Below are 17,303 nucleotides of genomic sequence, written 5' to 3'. Positions count from 1 at the left end.
GCCATGGCTCTGACCCGTGAGGAGATGGCGGCCCGCGCCGCCCGTGAGCTGAGCGACGGGGACTACGTCAACCTGGGCATCGGCATGCCCACGCTCGTCCCCAACTACGTCCCGGACGACGTCGAGCTGGTGCTGCAGTCGGAGAACGGCATCCTGGGCGTGGGCCCCTACCCCTACGAGGGTGAGGAGGAGGCCGATCTCATCAACGCCGGCAAGGAGACGGTGACCGTCCGGCCGGGCGCCAGCTTCTTCGACTCGGCCACCAGCTTCGGCATGATCCGCGGCGGCAAGGTCGACGCGGCCATCCTCGGGGCCATGCAGGTCTCCCGCGCCGGCGACATCGCCAACTGGATGATCCCGGGCAAGATGGTCAAGGGCATGGGCGGCGCGATGGACCTGGTGCTCGGTGCCAAGAAGGTCATCGTCCTCATGGACCACGTCGCCAAGGACGGCTCCTACAAGATCGTCGAGGAGTGCGACCTGCCCATCACCGGTCTGCAGGTCGTCCAGCGCATCATCACCGACCTCGCGGTCATCGACGTCACCCCCGAGGGCCTGGTCCTGCGCGAGGTCGCCCCGGGCGTCAGCGTCGAGGAGGTCGTGGAGAAGACCGAGCCCCAGCTGCGCATCGCGGTCGACGAGCCGACCCCGGAGCCCACCCCTCCCACGGAGGGCTGAGCAGCCGGGTCAGCGTGGTGGGGCGTCGGGTCCGCGGAGGAACCCGGCGCCCCACATCAGGTGCATCGTCGCCAGCACCGCGGGCATCCGGGCCCGGACCCCGACGCCCTGGCCGCGTGAGATCCACGCCCCGCCGACGGTGACGGCCGCCGCATACCCCAGCGGGAGCACCCACATCGGCCGGCTCAGCAGCCCACCGACCGCGCCACCCACGACGAGGGCGAGGGCCGCCGGAGGCGCCAGGTAGCGGGCGTTGACGCTGTCGGGGTGCTGGCGCACCACCTGCCGCCGCCACTGGCCGCTGGTGTAGAACTGCCGGGCCAGGTCACCGAAGCTGGACCGGGGCCGGTAGGTGACCGTCAGCTCGGGCGTGAACCACACGACCCCGCCGGCCTTGCGGATCCGGTGGTTGAGCTCCCAGTCCTGCGCGCGGGTGTAGGACGGGTCGTAGCCGCCGACCTGCTCCAGCCAGGCCCGGCGGAAGACCCCGAGGAAGACGGTCTCGGCCGGTCCCGCCCGTCCTCCGACGTGGAAGCGGGCCCCACCGATGCCCAGCGGTGAGCGCATGGCGATCGCGACGGCCTGCTGCATGTCGGTCGAGCCCTCGGCGAGCATGAGGCCCCCGACGTTGGCCGCCCCCGTCTCCTCCAGGAGCTCCACCGCCCGCCGCACGTAGCCCTCGCTCATCGCGCCGTGGCCGTCCATCCGCACGACGATCCCGTGGTGGGAGGCGGCCAGGGCCGCGTTGAGACCGTCCGGCGTGCGGCCGCCCGGGTTGTCCACCACGAGCACCCGGGGGTCACCCGCGGCGAGCCGGTCGGCGACCTCCCGCGTGCGGTCACGGCTCGGCCCGACCGCGACCACCACCTCCATCCCCCCGGGGTAGTCCTGCGCCAGCACCGAGCGCACCGCCTCCTCGAGGTGCCCCTCCTCGTTGAGGATGGGCATGATGACCGAGACGGGCGGGTATGCGGTGCGGTCGGGCGTCGGGGTCACGTCCGCGAGGCTACCTTCCGGGCGGGGACGCCCCGCTGCGGCTCGCGCGGGCCACGTCCAGCCGACCACAAGGCACCTGGCCTAGGCTGTCTGTCCGTGCCTCGCCCACCCGACGACGACTGGACCCGCCCCGTGCCGCGCCCTGCGCGGGGGCGGGACGACCGGTCCCCGCAGGGCGACCCGACGCAGCGCATGCCGCGGCCGCCGCGCCGCGACGAGCAGGGCCACGACGCCTACGACGACCGCTACGACGACCCTCGCCAGCGCTACGACGACCGGCGCCAGGGCTACGACGCCTACGACGACCGCTACGACGACCGTCGCCAGGGCTACGACCCTTACGACGAGCGCTACGACGACCGTCGCCAGGGCTACGACCTTTACGACGAGCGTTACGACGACCGTCGCCAGGGCTACGACCCGTACGACGAGCGCTACGACGAGCGTCGGGCCCCTTCCGGACCGCCGCCGCGGCGCCGTACCGCCCCCGCGCCCCGCCGGCGCCGGCGCCGGCCCCGTTACGGCTTCCGCCGGTTCCTCGCTCTCCTGGCCCTGCTGGTCGTGGCCTACGTCGTGACCATGATCGTCGTGCTCTCCCTGGTGTGGGGCAGCGTCAACCGGGTGGACGCCACGCCGGACGTCGCGGACCGGCCGGGCGGCGCCGCCGGGTCGACCTTCCTGCTCGTCGGCACGGACAGCCGTGAGCAGCTGACCGAGGACCAGCGGGACGACTTCGGCACCGGCTTCACCGAGGGCTCGCGGGCCGACACGGTCATGCTGCTGCACGTGCCCACCCTGGGCAGCCCGACGCTGGTGAGCCTGCCGCGGGACAGCTACGTGGACATCCGCGACCACGGGTGGGACAAGCTCAACGCCGCGCACAGCCGCGGCGGCCCCGAGCTGCTGACCGACACCGTCGAGCGCGCCACCGGCATGCGGGTCGACGGCTACCTGGAGATCGGCTTCGGCGGGTTCGTCACCGTCGTCGACGGTGTCGGCGGGGTGGAGATGTGCCTCGACGAGCCCATCCAGGACGACAAGGCCCACCTCGACCTGCCGGCCGGCTGCCAGGTGCTCGACGGGGCCTCGGCCCTAGGCTACGTACGGATGCGCTACAGCGATCCCCGGGGGGACATCGGGCGCGTGGAGCGCCAGCGCGAGTTCCTCGGCGCCCTCGTCCAGGAGCTCGCCACCCCCGCCACGGTCCTCAACCCCTGGCGGCTGCACCAGGTGGGCACCGCCACCGGGGGCGCGCTGGCCCTCGGGGACGACACCTCGCTGATCGAGGCCGGCCGGCTCGCCCTGGCCATGCGGTCGGTCGCGAACGGCTCCGGCACCTCGGTCACCGTCCCGGTGGCCCAGGCCAACTTCGCCAGCCCGGTGGGCAGCGCGGTCCTGTGGAACGAGGAAGGGGCTGCGGCCCTGTTCACCGCGCTCCGGAACGGCCAGGCCGTGACGGTCCCCACCCCCTGACCCCCGCCGCGTACGCCAGACTGGACCGGAGGTGATCCATGAGCGACAACCACGATGACCGGCACGAGCCCGAGACCACGGACGTCGCCCGGGCCGGGGACGACCCCGGCCGGGTCGCCGACCGCTACCGCATCCTGCGGACCCTGGGGCGCGGCGGAGGCGGGATCGTCTGGCTCGCCCTCGACGAGAAGCTGGGGCGGGAGGTGGCGCTCAAGCGGGTCGCCGGCGAGACCGACGCCGAGGTCCTGGTGACGCGTGGCCTGCGGGAGGCGCGGACCAGCGCCACCCTGGCCCACGAGCACGTCGTGCGTGTCTACGACGCGTTCGAGTTCGAGGGAACCCCCTGGATCGTCATGGAGTACGTCCCGGGGCCCTCGCTGGCCGCCCTCATGGAGGGGGGACGCGCGCTGCCCGTCGACCTCGTGGCGGGGATCGGCGCGCAGGTCGCGACCGCGCTGTCGGCCGCCCACCGGGCCGGGATCGTCCACCGGGACGTCAAGCCCGGCAACGTCCTGCTCACCGACGACACCGGGCGCAACGCCAAGCTCACCGACTTCGGGATCGCCCGGGCGGAGGAGGACGCGGCCCTCACCAAGACCGGTTTCGTCGCCGGCACCGCCGCCTACTTCTCCCCCGAGCTGGCCCGCGGCGAGGACCCCTCGCCGGCCTCCGACGTGTGGGCCCTCGGGGCGACCCTGTATGCGGCGGTCGAGGGCCGGCGACCGTTCCGGGAGGAGCCCAACAGCGTCGCCCAGCTCCACACGATCGCCCGGGACTCCCCGGCCCCGCCCACGCGGGCCGGGGCGCTGACGCCCGTGCTGCGCGGGATGCTGGAGCTCGACCCCGCCCGTCGCTGGACCGCCGAGCACGCCGCCACCGAGCTGCGCCGGATCGCCGGCGGGGGCGGACCGGGGACGCCGGGGTCCTCACCCGGTCACCGGGACGACGCCGCGTGGGCCGCGGGGTCCGGTGCTGCGGCCGGCGCGGCCGTGGGTGCCGCGCTGGGGGACGGCCGGGCCGGTCCCCCCTCCACCCAGGCCGTCCCGGTCGTCGACCCGACCCGCTCCATACCTCATGCCGCGGAGCGCGGCCCCGAGCCCTGGCCGGGCGGGCGGGACCCGCACGCCGGGCCCCGGCCGGGCGGACCCGAGCAGCACCGCGCCCCGGCTCCCGGTCCGGCGTCGCGGACCCGCACGACGCGCGGTCGGGCCCCCGCACGTCGCGGGCCGGTCCGCCGCTCGATGTGGCTGGGGTGGCTGCTCGTCGTCCCGCTCCTGGCCGCCCTGGGCTGGCTCGTGTGGACCATCGCCCAGGGCCTCGACGACCCCGGGGGCACCGACCCGACGTCGGTGACCCAGCCCACCGACGCGGCGCCGGTCACGGTGGCGGAGGCCGTCGGTCTGGCGGACCGGTTCTACGTGGTCCTGTCCCGTGAGGGCGCCGCCGGGGTGGCCCCGCTGCTGGGCCCCGACGTCGAGGTGGATCCGGAGATCCGTGACGGGCTCACCGGCCTGCGCTACGAGGGCATGGTGGGCACCCAGCGCGAGGACGGCTCGGTGCTCGTGACCTCGACGGTCACCTACACCTACGGCACGAGCACGCGGCGCCAGGACGAGGAGCTCGTCGTCGGCCGCACCGAGGCTGGCGGTGAGCCGCTGGTGCTGCTGCGCTCCACGGAGGAGCCGGAGCAGCAGGACGCCGAGGCCACCACGGCCGAGGAGGACTGAGCCGCGCTCAGCCCTTGAGCAGCTGCCGGGCCATGACGACCCGCTGGACCTGGTTGGTCCCCTCGTAGATCTGGGTGATCTTGGCGTCCCGCATCATCCGCTCGACGGGGAAGTCCTTGGTGTAGCCGTAGCCACCGAAGAGCTGCACGGCGTCGGTCGTCACCTCCATCGCCACGTCGGAGGCGAAGCACTTGGCCGCCGCTCCGAAGAAGGGCAGGTCGGCGTCCCCGCGCTCGGACTTCGAGGCCGCGACGTACACCATCTGCCGGGCGGCCTCCAGCTTCATCCCCATGTCGGCGAGCATGAACTGGACGCCCTGGAACTCGGCGATCGCCTTGCCGAACTGCTGCCGTTCCTTGACGTACGCCAGCGAGGCGTCGAGCGCGCCCTGGGCGATGCCGACGGCCTGGGCCCCGATGGTGACGCGGGTGTGGTCGAGCGTCCTCAGGGCGATCTTCAGGCCCTCGCCCAGGCCGCCGACCATCCGGTCACCGGGGATGCGGCAGTTGTCGAAGTGCAGCTCCCGGGTGGGTGAGCCCTTGATGCCGAGCTTCTTCTCCGGCTCGCCGAAGGTGAAGCCCTGATCGCCCTTCTCCACCACGAAGGCCGTGACGTTGCGTCCGCGCGGGCCGTCGGGGTCGGTGACCGCCATGACGGTGTAGAACTCAGACTCGCCGGCGTTGGTGATCCAGGACTTCTGGCCGTTGAGGACCCACGAGCCGTCGCCCTGCTCGACCGCGCGGCACCGCATACCCGCGGTGTCCGACCCGGCCCCCGCCTCGGACAGACCGTAGGAGAACATCGCCTCCCCGCGGGCGACCGGCGGGAGGTACTTCGCCTTGACCTCCTCGCTGGCGGCAAGGATGAGCGGCATCGTGCCGAGCTTGTTGACCGCCGGGATGAGCGAGCTGGAGGCGCAGGCGCGGGCCACCTCCTCGATGACGATGCAGGTGGCGAGCGCGTCGGCACCGACGCCGTCGTACTCCTCCGGGATGTGCGGGGCGTGCATGTCGGTGGAGGTCAGGGCCTTGAGCGCCTCGTGCGGGAACCGGCTCTCCTCGTCGACCGCCGCGGCGTGCGGCGCGATCTGCTCCTCGGCGATCTCGCGGACCGCCTCCCGCAGTGCCTCGTGGTCCTCGTTGATCCGGAACAGGTCGAAGTCGCTCATGGCGCCGAGCCTACTCGGGGCCGCCGCCCCTCCCGCCGGGAGGCTGCCCGCCTCAGCCCTGCAGCTCGGGGATGACCTCGTCCTCGAAGAGGTCGACGCCGGAGGTGTCGTAGGCGGCCTCGGCGAAGTAGGTGATGGCGTAGGTCATGCCTCGCTCCTGCAGCCCCTGCAGCGTCTCGACGATCTGCTCGGGGGTGCCGACGGCGGGCTGGTTCCGCAGGCTGGCGACCTGCGCCTCGGCGCGGTCCTCGTCCAGGCCGGCCCGCAGGAACCGGTCCTTGACCCCGGCGAGCCGCTCCTCCACCTCCGCCTCGTCGCGGCCGATGACGACGTTGTAGTTGGCGGAGCGGACGATGGCCTCGAAGTCCGTCCCGGCGTCCGCGCAGTGCTGACGCAGGATCTCGGACTTTCGGGTGAAACCCTCCGGGGAGCCGTCGAAGTTGGTGCAGTCGGCATACTCCGCCGCGATGCGCAGCGTCTTGCGCTCCCCGCCGCCCGCGATCCACATCGGTATGCCGTTGCGCGGGCTGCCCTCGAAGGCCGTCCCCTGGAGGGGTCGGGGGTGGCAGAGGGCCCCGTCGACCCGGTAGTGCTCGCCCTCGAGGGTGGCGCTGCCCGTCGTCCACATCTGTCGGAAGATCTCCACGCCCTCGCGGAGCCGGGCCAGCCGCTCCCCGGCGCTGGGGAAGCCGTAGCCGTAGGCGCGCCACTCGTGCTCGTACCACCCCGCACCGATGCCCATCTCGACCCGGCCGCCGGAGATGGCGTCCACGGTCGCAGCCACCTTGGCCAGGTAGGTCGGCTCGCGGTAGCTCATGCAGGTGCACATCTGCCCCAGCCGCACCCGGCCCGTGGTCGCGGCGAGCGCCGCCATGAGGGTCCACGCCTCGTGCGTGGCCTCCTGCGTCGGCTCGGGCGTGGTGTGGAAGTGGTCGTAGACCCACAGCGACTCCCAGGACTCCTCGGCGTCCAGCCGCTGGGCGAGGTCCAGCATCACCCCCCACTGCCGCTCGGGAGCGATCCCGACGAGGTCCATCCGCCAGCCCTGGGGCACGAACACTCCGAAACGCATGGGCCCAACCTAGCCCTGGGTGCCGGCCCGCCGCTCCCGCAGCCGGGCCCCCTTGGCGTGGGCCTGGTCGCGCAGGTCCTCGGCGAACCGGCCCAGCCGCTCGCGCCACCGGGCCGCCTGCTCGCCCTCCCCCGCGGCCAGCACCCGCACGGCCAGCAGGCCGGCGTTGCGGGCGCCGGCCACCGAGACGGTGGCGACCGGGATGCCCGCGGGCATCTGCACGATCGAGAGCAGGCTGTCCATGCCGTCCAGGTGCCTGAGCGGGACCGGCACGCCGATCACGGGGAGCACGGTGACCGAGGCGAGCATGCCGGGCAGGTGCGCCGCGCCCCCCGCCCCGGCGACGATGACCCGCAGGCCGCGGGCCTCCGCCTGCCGGCCGTAGTCGATCATCTCGCCCGGCATGCGGTGGGCCGAGACGACGTCGGCCTCGTAGGGGACGCCGAACTCCTCCAGCGTCAGGGCCGCGGCCTCCATGACCGGCCAGTCGCTGTCGCTGCCCATGACGAGCCCGACCAGCGGTGCCGCCGTCGCAGGGGTCTGCGGGGTGCTCACTCCTCGATCACTCCTTGCAGGTAGTCGGCCGCGTGGCGGGCCCGCTCGCGCAGGGCGGAGAGGGACCCGGTGGTGCCGTCACCGCCGAAGACCGTGACGTGGCCGAGCTTGCGCCCGGGGCGGACACCCTTGCCGTAGAGGTGTATCTTCAGCCCGGGGTCGCGGGCCATGAGGTGGCGGTAGGTGGGGTACAGGTCCGGGTGTTCCCCGCCCAGCACGTTGCCCATGACGGTCCAGGCGTCGCGGGGTGAGGGATCACCCAGCGGCAGGTCGAGGACCGCCCGCAGGTGCTGCTCGAACTGGCTGGTCACCGACCCCTCGATCGTCCAGTGGCCGCTGTTGTGCGGGCGCATGGCGAGCTCGTTGACGAGATAGCCGGCGGAGGCCGCGCCGCCCTCGGCGCCCTCCCGGTGGACCTCGAACATCTCCACGGCCATCACCCCGGTGACCCCCAGCTCCCCGGCCAGGCGCAGGGCGCCCTCCACGGCGGCGACCGCCAGGACGGGGTCGAGGTCGGGGGCCGGGGCCAGCACCTCCGTGCAGATGCCGTCGGTCTGGACGGTCTCCACGACCGGCCAGGCGGCCGCCTGGCCGGAGGGGCTGCGGGCCACCAGGACGGCGAGCTCGCGGCGGAAGGACACCGCCTCCTCCAGCAGGAGCCCGTCGGCCAGCCCGCCCTGACCCACCCCCGCGAGCCAGGGCTCGACGTCCCCGAGGGCACGGCACACCTGCACGCCCCTGCCGTCGTAGCCCCCGCGGGGCGCCTTGACGACGAGCGGCCAGCCGACCTCGGCGGCGAAGGCCTCGACGTCGGCGGCGGTGCGGGCCCGGGCCCAGCGTGGGCAGGGGTGGCCGAGCTCGGAGAGCCGGCGACGCATGGCGAGCTTGTCCTGGGCGTGCACGAGCGCCGCCGGTGACGGGTGCAGCGGCACCCCGTCGGCCTCGAGCACGGCGAGCACCTCCGGCGGCACGTGCTCGTGGTCGAAGGTGACGACGTCGCAGTGCCGGGCGAAGTCGCGGACGGCCTCCAGGTCGGTGTGCTCCCCGACCGGGCTGTGCGGGACGACGAGCGCCGCGCTGGCGGTCTCCGACTCGGCGAGGACCGACAGCGTGATGGACAGGGCAACGGCCGGGGGCTGCGACATGCGGGCGAGCTGGCCCCCGCCGATGATCCCCACGACGGGGAAGCCGCCCTCGGCGCGCAGCGGCGGGGGGGCCGGGTCGGAGATGGTCACCTAGCAACCCTACCCAGCGCCGCGACGTAGAATCGCCGCCCGTGACCTCTCCTCGACCCGGCCTGGTGGACCGGCTGCGCGCCGGCTACCAGGTGCTGGTGCAGGAGCTGGCGAAGTTCGGCACCGTGGGGGCGCTGGCCTTCGTGCTCGACACCGTCCTCTACAACCTGCTCGTCTTCGGCCTGCCCGGGGCGGACCCGGGGCCGATGGCCGACTCGCCGCTGTGGGCCAAGACGGTGTCGGCCGGCGTCGCGACGGTCTTCTCATGGCTGGGGAACCGGTGGTGGACCTTCCGGCACCGGCGCAGCGAGGGGGTGCCCCGGGAGTTCGTGCTCTTCGTCTTCTTCAACGTCGTCGGGCTGGGGATCGCGCTGGCCTGCCTGGGGTTCTCCCGCTACGTGCTGGGGCTGGACAGCCAGCTCGCTGACAACATCTCCGGCAACGGGATCGGGCTGGCGCTGGGTACCCTCTTCCGCTTCTGGGCCTACCGCACCTTCGTCTTCCGCGGCGAGCTGGCCGCCGAGGCGCGAGGGTCCGGGGATGACGTGCCTGCGGCCGGATCTCCGTCGACGGCTCCCACCCCGGGCCCCGCGGCGGGTCAGGACGTCTCGGCCAGCGGCAGGTAGCAGGAGAAGACGGCCGGACGGGCCTGGACCAGCTCCAGCCGCCCGCCGATCGCCTCCACCGTCTCCCGCGCGACGGCCAGACCCAGACCGGTGCCGTCCCCTGTGGTGCGGCCCCGGTCGAAGATCGCCCGGGACAGCTCCCTCGGCACGCCGGGCCCGTGGTCGCCCACGGTGACCACCGCGGAGGGGCCGGACCGCGCCACGTGCACGTCGACCTGCCCCGCACCGTGGATGAGGGCGTTCTCCACCAGGGTGTTGAGCACCTGGGACAGCGCCGAGCTGCTGGCCTCCACGATGACGCCCCGCTCGCAGGTGAGCCGGATCGTGCGGCCGGCCTCCTCGAAGGCGGGTGTCCACTCCTTGTCGATCCCGGCCAGCACGGTGTCCACGGCGCTCACCGCCCCGCCGCTGGCGTGCCCGGCCCGGGTGCGGCGCAGCAGCTCGTCCACGACGCCGGTGAGCCGCTCCACCTGCGCGATGGCGATGTCCGCCTCCGCGCGGGCCACGGCCGGGTCGTCGGACTGGGCGATCTCCTCCAGCCGCAGCAGCAGCGCCGCCAGCGGCGTCCGCAGCTGGTGGGAGGCGTCGGCGGCGAACGACCGCTCGAAGACCAGGGCCCGGGCGAAGGTCTGGTGGTGCCGGTCGATCTCCCGGGCCAGGGCGTCGACCTCCAGGATGCCGGAGTGCCATGGACCGGGGTCGACGAGCCGTCCGGGGCGGGCCTGGGGATCCAGGGCGAACCCCCCGGAGGCCATCTCGTCGGTCCGGTGCGCCAGGCGGCGCAGCGGCACGGCCACGGTCTCGGAGGTGCGGTCGGCCAGCGAGCGGGCCCAGGGGTGGGCGATGAGCAGCGCCACCCCGGTGCAGACCAGGACCACCAGGGCGGTGACCCAGGTGGGCAGCAGGTTCATCCCCGCGGCCTGACGGGCCAGCTCGACCTCGTTCATGACGACCGCGGCCAGCGAGCCCACGGCGACGAGCACGGCGGTGACGGTGAGCATCACCCGCGTGCTGTGCTCCCGCAGGATCGTGCGCACCCCGGGTCAGTCCGTCCCGTCGGGGTCGTTCTGGAAGCGGAAGCCGACCCCCCGCACCGTGACGATGTGCCGGGGGTCGTGGGCGTCGTCGCCGATCTTGCGCCGCAGCACCGAGACGTGCATGTCCAGGGTCTTGGTGGACCCGAACCAGGTGTCCCACACCTCACGCATGAGGACCTCGCGGGAGACGACCCGACCCTCCTCGCGCATGAGCACGCGCAACAGGTCGAACTCCTTGGTCGTCAGCCGAACCTCGCGGTCGTGCACGAAGAGCCGACGGGCGTCGACGTCGATGCGCAGCGGTGCCCCGGTGCGGACCGGAGGCGCACCCGGCCCCCGGCGCAGCAGCGCCCGCACCCGGGCCATGAGCTCACCGAGCCGGAACGGCTTGGTGACGTAGTCGTCGGCCCCGGCGTCCAGACCGACGACCGTGTCGATCTCCTCGGTGCGGGCGGTCAGCATGAGCACGGGCAGCGTGCTGCCGCTCTCCCGCACCTTCCGGCACACCTCGACACCGTCCATGACGGGCAGACCGAGGTCGAGGACGAGCAGGTCGTAGGGGTCGTCCGAGACCGCGGCCCGCAGGGCCGCCCGGCCGTCCTCGGCGAGGGTGACGACATACCCCTCCCGCCGCAGCGCGCGTGCGAGGGGCTCGGAGATCGTCGGGTCGTCCTCGGCGAGCAGCACCCTCGTCACGTCGTCCCCGTCCTTCCGTGGGTGGTGGGCCCGGGCCAGTATGCCCCCGTCCGCGTCATGCGCCGGGCCACTGCGGCGTGCGCTTCTCGGCGAACGCGGCGACGCCCTCGCGACGGTCGCCGCTGAAGGCCGTCGCCCGCCAGGCGCCGTCCTCGATCTCCAGCCCGGCGGCCAGGTCGGTGCCCATCCCCAGCCGCATGGCGGACTTGGCGTTGCGCACGGCGACCGGCGAGTTCCGGGCGATCTGGGCGGCGATCTCCAGGGCCCGGGCCCGGGCGGCACCGGGGGTGGCGAGCTCGTCCACCGCGCCCAGGGCGTGCGCCTCGGCGCCGGTGAGCCGGCGCGCGGTGAAGATCATGGACGCGGCGCGGGACCAGCCGACGCGCCGGGTGAGCAGCTGGGTGCCGCCTCCGCCGGGGATGACGCCCACCCCCACCTCGGGCAGCGCCAGGGTGGCCTGCTCGCCGGCGACCACCAGGTCGCAGGACAGGGCGATCTCCATCCCCCCGCCCATCGCGTAGCCCTCGACGGCCGCCACCGCGGGCACGGGGAGGTCCAGCACCCCCCGATAGGCCTTCCGGGTGACGAGCCGGTGCTCCATCATCTGCGCGTCGGTGAAGCCGTTGCGCTCCTTGAGGTCGGCCCCCACGCAGAAGGCCTTCGGGTGGGTGCTGGTCACGACGACGGCCCGCACGGAGGGGTCCGCGGCCAGCTCGGCGGTCGCCGCGGTGATCTCCTCGGCGAAGGCGGTCGAGATGGCGTTCATCGCCGCCGGCCGGTCCAGGGCCAGCTCCACGACGTGGGCCCCCTCGCCGTGCCGGGTCAGCTGGAGCATCGTGAAGGCCATGTCAGGCAGGGTACCCGTGCGGGTCCTGGCCGACGGGCAGGCCCGGTCGCACGTGCTCCACGTCCCCGGCGTGGTGGACGGTGCGGCCCTGTGCACCCTCGACGACGAGGGCCCCGTCCGGGCTCAGCCCGACCGCCCGGCCTCCCGCAGTGCCACCGTCGGGCAGGTGCACCACCACCGTCCGGCCGACGGTCGCCGACCGGTCCAGGTATGCGGCGCGCACCGCCCCGACCCGCCCGGCGGCCAGCTGCTCGTGCCGCTCGGCCAGGTGGCGCAGGTAGTCCTCGAGGAAGACCTCGCGGGCCTGGTCGGGAAGCGGCGCCCCACCCCGGGCGAGCCGCCACGACGTCGCCGACGGGACGGGCAGCTGGTCCTCCTCGTGGTCCACGTTGACCCCGGCGCCCACGACCACCGCCCCGGACGGGGCCACCTGCGTGAGCACCCCGCACAGCTTGCCGGGGCGCGCGCCACCCTCGACGAGCACGTCGTTGGGCCACTTCAGCACGGCGTGGACGGGCCACCGGCTGTCGGCGAGCGCCTGCACGACGGCCAGTCCCGCCGCGAGGGGGACCCAGCCGAGGACGGCCGCGGGCAGGCCCGGGAGCACGGCGCTGATCGCCATCCCGGTGCCCGGCGGGGAGGACCACGACCGCCCGCGACGGCCGTGACCCGCGCTCTGGTGGTCGGCGACGACCACCCGCCCCGGCCGGGCGTCCGCGAGGGCCTCGGTGTTGGTGGAGCCGATGCTCGCGTGCCGCTCGGGGGTCTCCCACCACCACCGGGGGAACTCACCGTCCCGACTGTCTGTCGTCATACCGTCAAGGCTAAGTTGAGCACCATGAGCGACACTGTCGACGCCCCGCAGGCGGGCGAGGGCCCGGACCTGCGCACCACCGCCGGCCGGTTGGCCGACCACCGCGCCCGGATGGACGAGGCCGTCCACGCGGGCTCGGCCACCGCGGTGGACAAGCAGCACGCCAAGGGCAAGAAGACCGCGAGGGAGCGGATCGACGCGCTGCTGGACGAGGGGTCCTTCACCGAGCTGGACGCCCTGGCCCGGCACCGCTCGACCGCGTTCGGGCAGGAGACCCGGCGCCCCTACGGCGACGGCGTGGTCACCGGCTACGGCACCGTCGACGGACGACCGGTCTGCGTCTTCTCCCAGGACTTCACCGTCTTCGGCGGCTCCCTGGGTGAGGTCTTCGGCGAGAAGATCGTCAAGGTCATGGACCTGGCGATGAAGATCGGCTGCCCCGTCGTCGGCATCAACGACTCCGGTGGCGCCCGCATCCAGGAGGGCGTGGTCGCCCTGGGCCTCTACGCCGAGATCTTCAAGCGCAACGTGCACGCCTCCGGCGTCATCCCGCAGATCTCGCTGGTCCTGGGACCCTGCGCCGGCGGCGCCGTCTACTCCCCGGCCATCACCGACTTCATCGTCATGGCCGACCAGACCTCGCACATGTTCATCACCGGACCCGACGTCATCAAGACCGTCACCGGTGAGGACGTCACCTTCGAGGACCTCGGCGGCGCCCGCACCCACAACACGACCTCCGGCGTGGCCCACTACATGGGCTCGGACGAGGACGACGCGATCGACTACGTCAAGGAGCTGCTGAGCTACCTGCCGCAGAACAACCTCGAGGACCCGCCCGCCTTCGAGCAGGAGGCGCTGGAGGAGGTCACTGACGCCGACGAGGCCCTCAACACCCTCATCCCCGACTCGGCCAACGTGCCCTACGACATCACCGAGGCCGTCCGCGCCGTCCTCGACGACGAGGAGTTCCTGGCCACCCAGGAGCTGTTCGCCCCCAACATCGTCACCGGCTTCGGCCGGGTCGAGGGGCGCTCGGTCGGGGTCGTGGCCAACCAGCCCATGCAGTTCGCGGGCACCCTGGACATCGACGCCTCGGAGAAGGCCGCCCGGTTCGTCCGCACCTGCGACGCGTTCAACATCCCCATCCTCACCTTCGTGGACGTGCCCGGCTTCCTGCCCGGGACCGACCAGGAGTTCGGGGGCATCATCCGGCGGGGCGCCAAGCTCCTCTACGCCTACGCCGAGGCCACCGTCCCCCTGGTCACCGTCATCACCCGCAAGGCCTACGGCGGCGCCTACGACGTCATGGGCTCCAAGCACCTCGGTGCGGACGTCAACCTCGCCTGGCCCACCGCCCAGATCGCCGTCATGGGTGCCCAGGGCGCCGCGAACATCCTCTACCGACGGCAGCTGCAGGAGACGGCCGACGCCGGTGGGGACGTCGAGGCCGAGCGGGCCCGTCGGATCCAGGAGTACGAGGACACCCTCGCGAACCCCTACATCGCCGCCGAACGCGGCTACGTCGACGCCGTCATCGAGCCCGCGCACACCCGCATCGAGGTCGCCCGGGCGCTGCGCCACCTGCGCTCCAAGCGCTCCACCCGGGCCCCCCGCAAGCACGGGAACATCCCGCTGTGAGCGGCGACGTCGCGATCGAGCTGGGGCACGCGGCTCCCCCGGCGGGCGCACCGGCGGGTGACACCCCTGTGATCAGGGTGGAGCGGGGCAACCCCACCCCGGAACAGCTGGCCGCGCTCACCGTCGTGCTGGCGGCGGCCACGGGCGAGGGCGCACCGGCGCCCGCGCCGCGGACCCTGTGGACGGCCCGGTCCCGCTTCGCCCGCCCGCGCCCCGCCGTGGGACCGGGAGGCTGGCGCGCCTCGGCCCTGCCGCGCTGAGCCCGGGGCGTTCACCCCAGGGTCACCCCGGTGCCTCCCCGGGCGCTCACCTCAGCCCTCCCCGGCGAGATGCCGCGCGAGGCGCTCGTGGTATATCGTCGGCAGGCAGCCGGCGTCGACCACGGAGCGTGCCGCACGATCGTCACCCATGGCCGCGGCGAAGGCGGTGCGCAGGTCCACGTCGTGGGCGGGCGGCTCCAGCACCTCCAGCGGGTCGCCCGGACGGACGGTGCCGGGCACCGCGACCCGCAGGTAGGTCCCGCACCGGCCGCGCTCGGTGAACCGCCGCACCCAGGCCCTCTCGCCCATGTGACGCTGGAAGGTGGCGCAGGGCGTCCGCGGGACCGACACCTCCAGCACCACCTCGTCCCCCACCCGCACCCGCTGGTTGACCAGCAGGGACTCCAGGTCGAGCCCCTCGGTCGTGAGGTTCTCGCCGTACATCCCGTCCGGCAGGCCCCGCCCGAGCTCCCCCTCCCACCAGTCCAGCTCCTCCCGGCTGAAGGCGTAAACCGCCTTCTGCTCACCGCCGTGGTGCCGGGTGTCGCCCACGTGGTCGCCCACGACGCCGGGCCCGTCGCCATACCTGGGCCCGGGCCGGAACACCTCGATCCGGTCCACGGGCCGCTTGTCGATCCCTGTGGTGCGACCGGCGCCCGGGTCCGGCCGGGGGACGGCGAGGTTGGTCGAGCGCACGCGGGCCAGCATGAGGTCAGGGTATGCGGCGCCCCCGGGGAGCCCCGCCCCTGGCCCCGGACGGTCGTGGACCGGGCGGTAGATTCCAGGGGTGACCGAGCACCGCCGCCCCCAGACCGACATCGACCGCCTCGCCGAGGCCCACCTGGACGCCTCCGTCGCCCTCAGCCCGCTGGAGGCCACCTTCCTCGGGGTGCCGGGGCAGGACGACCGGATCGACGACCTGTCGGTCGAGGGCCTGCGGGCCCAGCGGGAGCTGGCCGCCGCCACCCTGGCGCAGCTGGCGGACCTGCTGCCCGAGGACGACGTCGACCGCGTGACCGCGGCGGCCCTGCGTGAGCGGCTGTCGCTGGCCGTGGAGGAGGTGGACCTCGTCCTGGAGGGCCGCGCCCCCGCGGACCTGAACGTCATCGCCTCCCCGCCGCAGGCCGTCCGCGACATCTTCGACCTCATGGCCAAGGAGTCGGAGGAGGACTGGCGCACGATCGTGGCCCGCCTGGAGGCCGTGCCGACGGCCCTGGAGCAGTACGCCTCCGCGCTGCGCTTCTCCGCCGGGCACGGGCAGGTCGCTCCCCGACGCCAGGTGGAGAAGGTGGCCGAGCAGTGCCGCGACCAGGCCGGGGACGAGGCCAGCACCTTCGACGCCCTCGCCGGGGAAGTCGAGGTCCAGCCGGAGCCGCTCCGGGCCGACCTCGCCGCGGCGGTCGCGTCCGCCAAGGAAGCCTACGCGACGCTGGCCGAGGTCCTCGAGGCCGAGCTGCTCCCGCAGGCCCCGGAGTCCGACGCCTGCGGGAGGGAGCTCTACGCGCTGCGCTCGCGGGGCTTCCTCGGGGCCGTCATCGACCTGGAGGAGACCTACCGCTGGGGCCAGGACGAGCTGGCCCGGATCACCCGGATGATGGAGGAGACCGCCGAGCAGATCCGGCCGGGGACCACGGTCAAGGAGGCGGTGGCCGTCCTGGACGCCGACCCGGCCTACCAGCTGGAGGGCACGGACGCGCTGCGGGAGTGGATGCAGGTCAAGGCCGACGAGGCCGTGGCCCAGCTCGCCGACGTCCACTTCGACATCCCCGAGCCGGTCCGGCGGATCGAGTGCATGATCGCGCCGTCCCAGACGGGCGGGATCTACTACACGGGCCCCTCGGAGGACTTCTCCCGACCCGGGCGCATGTGGTGGTCGGTCCCCAAGGGGGTCACGAGTTTCGGCACCTGGCGCGAGCTGACCACGGTCTACCACGAGGGCGTGCCCGGTCACCACCTGCAGATCGGCCAGACCGTCTACCGCTCCGAGCTGCTCAACCGGTGGCGCCGGATGGCCTCCTGGACCTCCGGCCACGGTGAGGGCTGGGCGCTCTACAGCGAGTGGCTGATGGCCGACCTGGGCTACATGGACGACCCGGGCGACCGGATGGGGCTGCTCGACGCGCAGTCGCTGCGGGCCGCCCGCGTCGTCCTCGACATCGGCGTGCACTGCGGCTTCGAGGCCCCGGAGGAGGTCGGCGGCGGTGAGTGGACCTACGACAAGGCCTGGGAGTTCCTCAACAACCACGTCAACATGGACGAGGGGTTCGTCCGCTTCGAGCTCGACCGCTACCTCGGCTGGCCGGGCCAGGCCCCGTCCTACAAGATCGGCGAGCGCCTCTGGCTGGAGCTGCGCGACACGGTCCGCGAGCGGGAGGGCGAGTCCTTCGACCTCAAGGCCTTCCACCGCCGCGCCCTCGACGTGGGCGGCGTCGGCCTTGACACGCTGCGCGCCGCGGTCCTCGGCGAGCTCTGAGCCCA

General features: G+C 73.7%; 17 protein-coding genes. 7 read left to right on the top strand and 10 right to left on the bottom strand.

Annotation, left to right across the window (positions count from 1 at the left end; genetic code table 11):
• The first annotated feature begins 3 nt into the window (after positions 1–3).
• Positions 4–678, top strand: a complete 675-nt coding sequence (locus E3Z34_RS04670; RefSeq protein WP_134772663.1) for a CoA transferase subunit B — start codon at positions 4–6, stop codon at positions 676–678.
• Positions 679–687: 9 nt separating this feature from the next.
• On the opposite strand, the gene E3Z34_RS04665 is transcribed toward E3Z34_RS04670, so the two are convergent.
• Positions 688–1,674, bottom strand: a complete 987-nt coding sequence (locus E3Z34_RS04665; RefSeq protein WP_338043781.1) for a glycosyltransferase family 2 protein — start codon at positions 1,672–1,674, stop codon at positions 688–690.
• A 96-nt stretch (positions 1,675–1,770) separates the two neighbouring features.
• Here E3Z34_RS04665 and E3Z34_RS04660 point away from each other — a divergent pair, with 96 nt between their 5' ends.
• The gene (locus E3Z34_RS04660; protein WP_134772662.1) at positions 1,771–3,147 is read left to right on the top strand and encodes an LCP family protein; all 1,377 of its coding nucleotides are present in this window, start codon (positions 1,771–1,773) and stop codon (positions 3,145–3,147) included.
• Between the two features lie 38 nt (positions 3,148–3,185).
• Positions 3,186–4,874, top strand: coding sequence for a serine/threonine-protein kinase (locus tag E3Z34_RS04655; RefSeq protein ID WP_134772661.1), 1,689 nt, complete (start codon positions 3,186–3,188; stop codon positions 4,872–4,874).
• A 7-nt stretch (positions 4,875–4,881) separates the two neighbouring features.
• Here the strand turns inward: E3Z34_RS04655 and E3Z34_RS04650 are convergent, their stop codons facing one another.
• Genes E3Z34_RS04650 through E3Z34_RS04635 form a run of 4 tightly spaced genes read right to left on the bottom strand, consistent with a single transcriptional unit; the run spans position 4,882 to position 8,904 of the window.
• The gene (locus tag E3Z34_RS04650) at positions 4,882–6,042 is read right to left on the bottom strand and encodes an acyl-CoA dehydrogenase family protein (protein ID WP_134772660.1); all 1,161 of its coding nucleotides are present in this window, start codon (positions 6,040–6,042) and stop codon (positions 4,882–4,884) included.
• A 52-nt stretch (positions 6,043–6,094) separates the two neighbouring features.
• Positions 6,095–7,114 carry an LLM class F420-dependent oxidoreductase gene (locus E3Z34_RS04645; RefSeq protein WP_134772659.1) on the bottom strand — a complete coding sequence of 340 codons (1,020 nt, stop codon included), beginning with the start codon at positions 7,112–7,114 and terminating at the stop codon, positions 6,095–6,097.
• A gap of 9 nt (positions 7,115–7,123) precedes the next feature.
• Positions 7,124–7,618: a 5-(carboxyamino)imidazole ribonucleotide mutase gene (purE, locus tag E3Z34_RS04640; protein ID WP_134774745.1), complete on the bottom strand. Its 495-nt coding sequence runs from the start codon at positions 7,616–7,618 to the stop codon at positions 7,124–7,126.
• 47 nt (positions 7,619–7,665) lie between these two features.
• Entirely contained in the window at positions 7,666–8,904 is a 1,239-nt protein-coding gene (locus tag E3Z34_RS04635; protein ID WP_238695349.1) for a 5-(carboxyamino)imidazole ribonucleotide synthase, read from the bottom strand.
• 41 nt (positions 8,905–8,945) lie between these two features.
• On the opposite strand from E3Z34_RS04635, the gene E3Z34_RS04630 reads away from it, so the two are divergent.
• On the top strand, positions 8,946–9,530 hold the full coding sequence (locus tag E3Z34_RS04630) for a GtrA family protein (RefSeq protein ID WP_134772658.1): 585 nt from the start codon (positions 8,946–8,948) through the stop codon (positions 9,528–9,530).
• Here E3Z34_RS04630 and E3Z34_RS04625 read toward each other — a convergent pair.
• The 4 genes from E3Z34_RS04625 to E3Z34_RS04610 are packed head-to-tail and all read right to left on the bottom strand — an operon-like array spanning position 9,503 to position 12,924.
• Entirely contained in the window at positions 9,503–10,567 is a 1,065-nt protein-coding gene (locus E3Z34_RS04625) for a sensor histidine kinase (protein WP_238695348.1), read from the bottom strand. The two genes, E3Z34_RS04630 and E3Z34_RS04625, sit on opposite strands and share 28 nt — an antisense overlap.
• Before the next feature lie 6 nt (positions 10,568–10,573).
• Entirely contained in the window at positions 10,574–11,263 is a 690-nt protein-coding gene (locus tag E3Z34_RS04620; RefSeq protein WP_134772657.1) for a response regulator transcription factor, read from the bottom strand.
• 55 nt (positions 11,264–11,318) lie between these two features.
• Positions 11,319–12,110, bottom strand: coding sequence for an enoyl-CoA hydratase/isomerase family protein (locus E3Z34_RS04615; RefSeq protein ID WP_134772656.1), 792 nt, complete (start codon positions 12,108–12,110; stop codon positions 11,319–11,321).
• 1 nt (position 12,111) lies between these two features.
• On the bottom strand, positions 12,112–12,924 hold the full coding sequence (locus E3Z34_RS04610; protein ID WP_134772655.1) for a biotin--[acetyl-CoA-carboxylase] ligase: 813 nt from the start codon (positions 12,922–12,924) through the stop codon (positions 12,112–12,114).
• Positions 12,925–12,948: 24 nt separating this feature from the next.
• Between E3Z34_RS04610 and E3Z34_RS04605 the strand changes: the two genes are divergently transcribed.
• Both E3Z34_RS04605 and E3Z34_RS04600 read left to right on the top strand, forming a co-directional pair.
• Complete coding sequence (locus E3Z34_RS04605) at positions 12,949–14,565, top strand: acyl-CoA carboxylase subunit beta (RefSeq protein WP_134772654.1); 1,617 nt, start codon at positions 12,949–12,951, stop codon at positions 14,563–14,565.
• Positions 14,562–14,825 (top strand): acyl-CoA carboxylase epsilon subunit, encoded by a 264-nt coding sequence (locus tag E3Z34_RS04600; RefSeq protein WP_238695347.1) that lies wholly within the window; start codon positions 14,562–14,564, stop codon positions 14,823–14,825. Before E3Z34_RS04605 ends, E3Z34_RS04600 begins: the two co-directional genes overlap by 4 nt.
• A gap of 51 nt (positions 14,826–14,876) precedes the next feature.
• Here the strand turns inward: E3Z34_RS04600 and E3Z34_RS04595 are convergent, their stop codons facing one another.
• Positions 14,877–15,533: an MOSC domain-containing protein gene (locus tag E3Z34_RS04595; RefSeq protein WP_134772653.1), complete on the bottom strand. Its 657-nt coding sequence runs from the start codon at positions 15,531–15,533 to the stop codon at positions 14,877–14,879.
• A 70-nt stretch (positions 15,534–15,603) separates the two neighbouring features.
• On the opposite strand from E3Z34_RS04595, the gene E3Z34_RS04590 reads away from it, so the two are divergent.
• Positions 15,604–17,298, top strand: coding sequence for a DUF885 domain-containing protein (locus tag E3Z34_RS04590; protein ID WP_134772652.1), 1,695 nt, complete (start codon positions 15,604–15,606; stop codon positions 17,296–17,298).
• Positions 17,299–17,303: the final 5 nt, after the last annotated feature.

The organism is Ornithinimicrobium flavum, from assembly GCF_004526345.1.
In the GTDB taxonomy this organism is placed as follows: domain Bacteria; phylum Actinomycetota; class Actinomycetes; order Actinomycetales; family Dermatophilaceae; genus Ornithinicoccus; species Ornithinicoccus flavus.
Note: the sequence above shows the minus strand (reverse complement) of the source record. Positions and strands in the feature narration are given on the sequence as shown.

What these genes read in the sequence shown, in the direction of transcription:
- E3Z34_RS04595 (WP_134772653.1), bottom strand. Translation starts at nt 15,533, where the DNA reads ATGCTGGCCCGCGTGCGCTCGACCAACCTCGCCGTCCCCCGGCCGGAC.
- purE (WP_134774745.1), bottom strand. Translation starts at nt 7,618, where the DNA reads ATGGGCAGCGACAGCGACTGGCCGGTCATGGAGGCCGCGGCCCTGACG.
- E3Z34_RS04615 (WP_134772656.1), bottom strand. Translation starts at nt 12,110, where the DNA reads ATGGCCTTCACGATGCTCCAGCTGACCCGGCACGGCGAGGGGGCCCAC.
- E3Z34_RS04670 (WP_134772663.1), top strand. Translation starts at nt 4, where the DNA reads ATGGCTCTGACCCGTGAGGAGATGGCGGCCCGCGCCGCCCGTGAGCTG.
- E3Z34_RS04605 (WP_134772654.1), top strand. Translation starts at nt 12,949, where the DNA reads ATGAGCGACACTGTCGACGCCCCGCAGGCGGGCGAGGGCCCGGACCTG.
- E3Z34_RS04645 (WP_134772659.1), bottom strand. Translation starts at nt 7,114, where the DNA reads ATGCGTTTCGGAGTGTTCGTGCCCCAGGGCTGGCGGATGGACCTCGTC.
- E3Z34_RS04610 (WP_134772655.1), bottom strand. Translation starts at nt 12,924, where the DNA reads ATGACGACAGACAGTCGGGACGGTGAGTTCCCCCGGTGGTGGTGGGAG.
- E3Z34_RS04650 (WP_134772660.1), bottom strand. Translation starts at nt 6,042, where the DNA reads ATGAGCGACTTCGACCTGTTCCGGATCAACGAGGACCACGAGGCACTG.
- E3Z34_RS04655 (WP_134772661.1), top strand. Translation starts at nt 3,186, where the DNA reads ATGAGCGACAACCACGATGACCGGCACGAGCCCGAGACCACGGACGTC.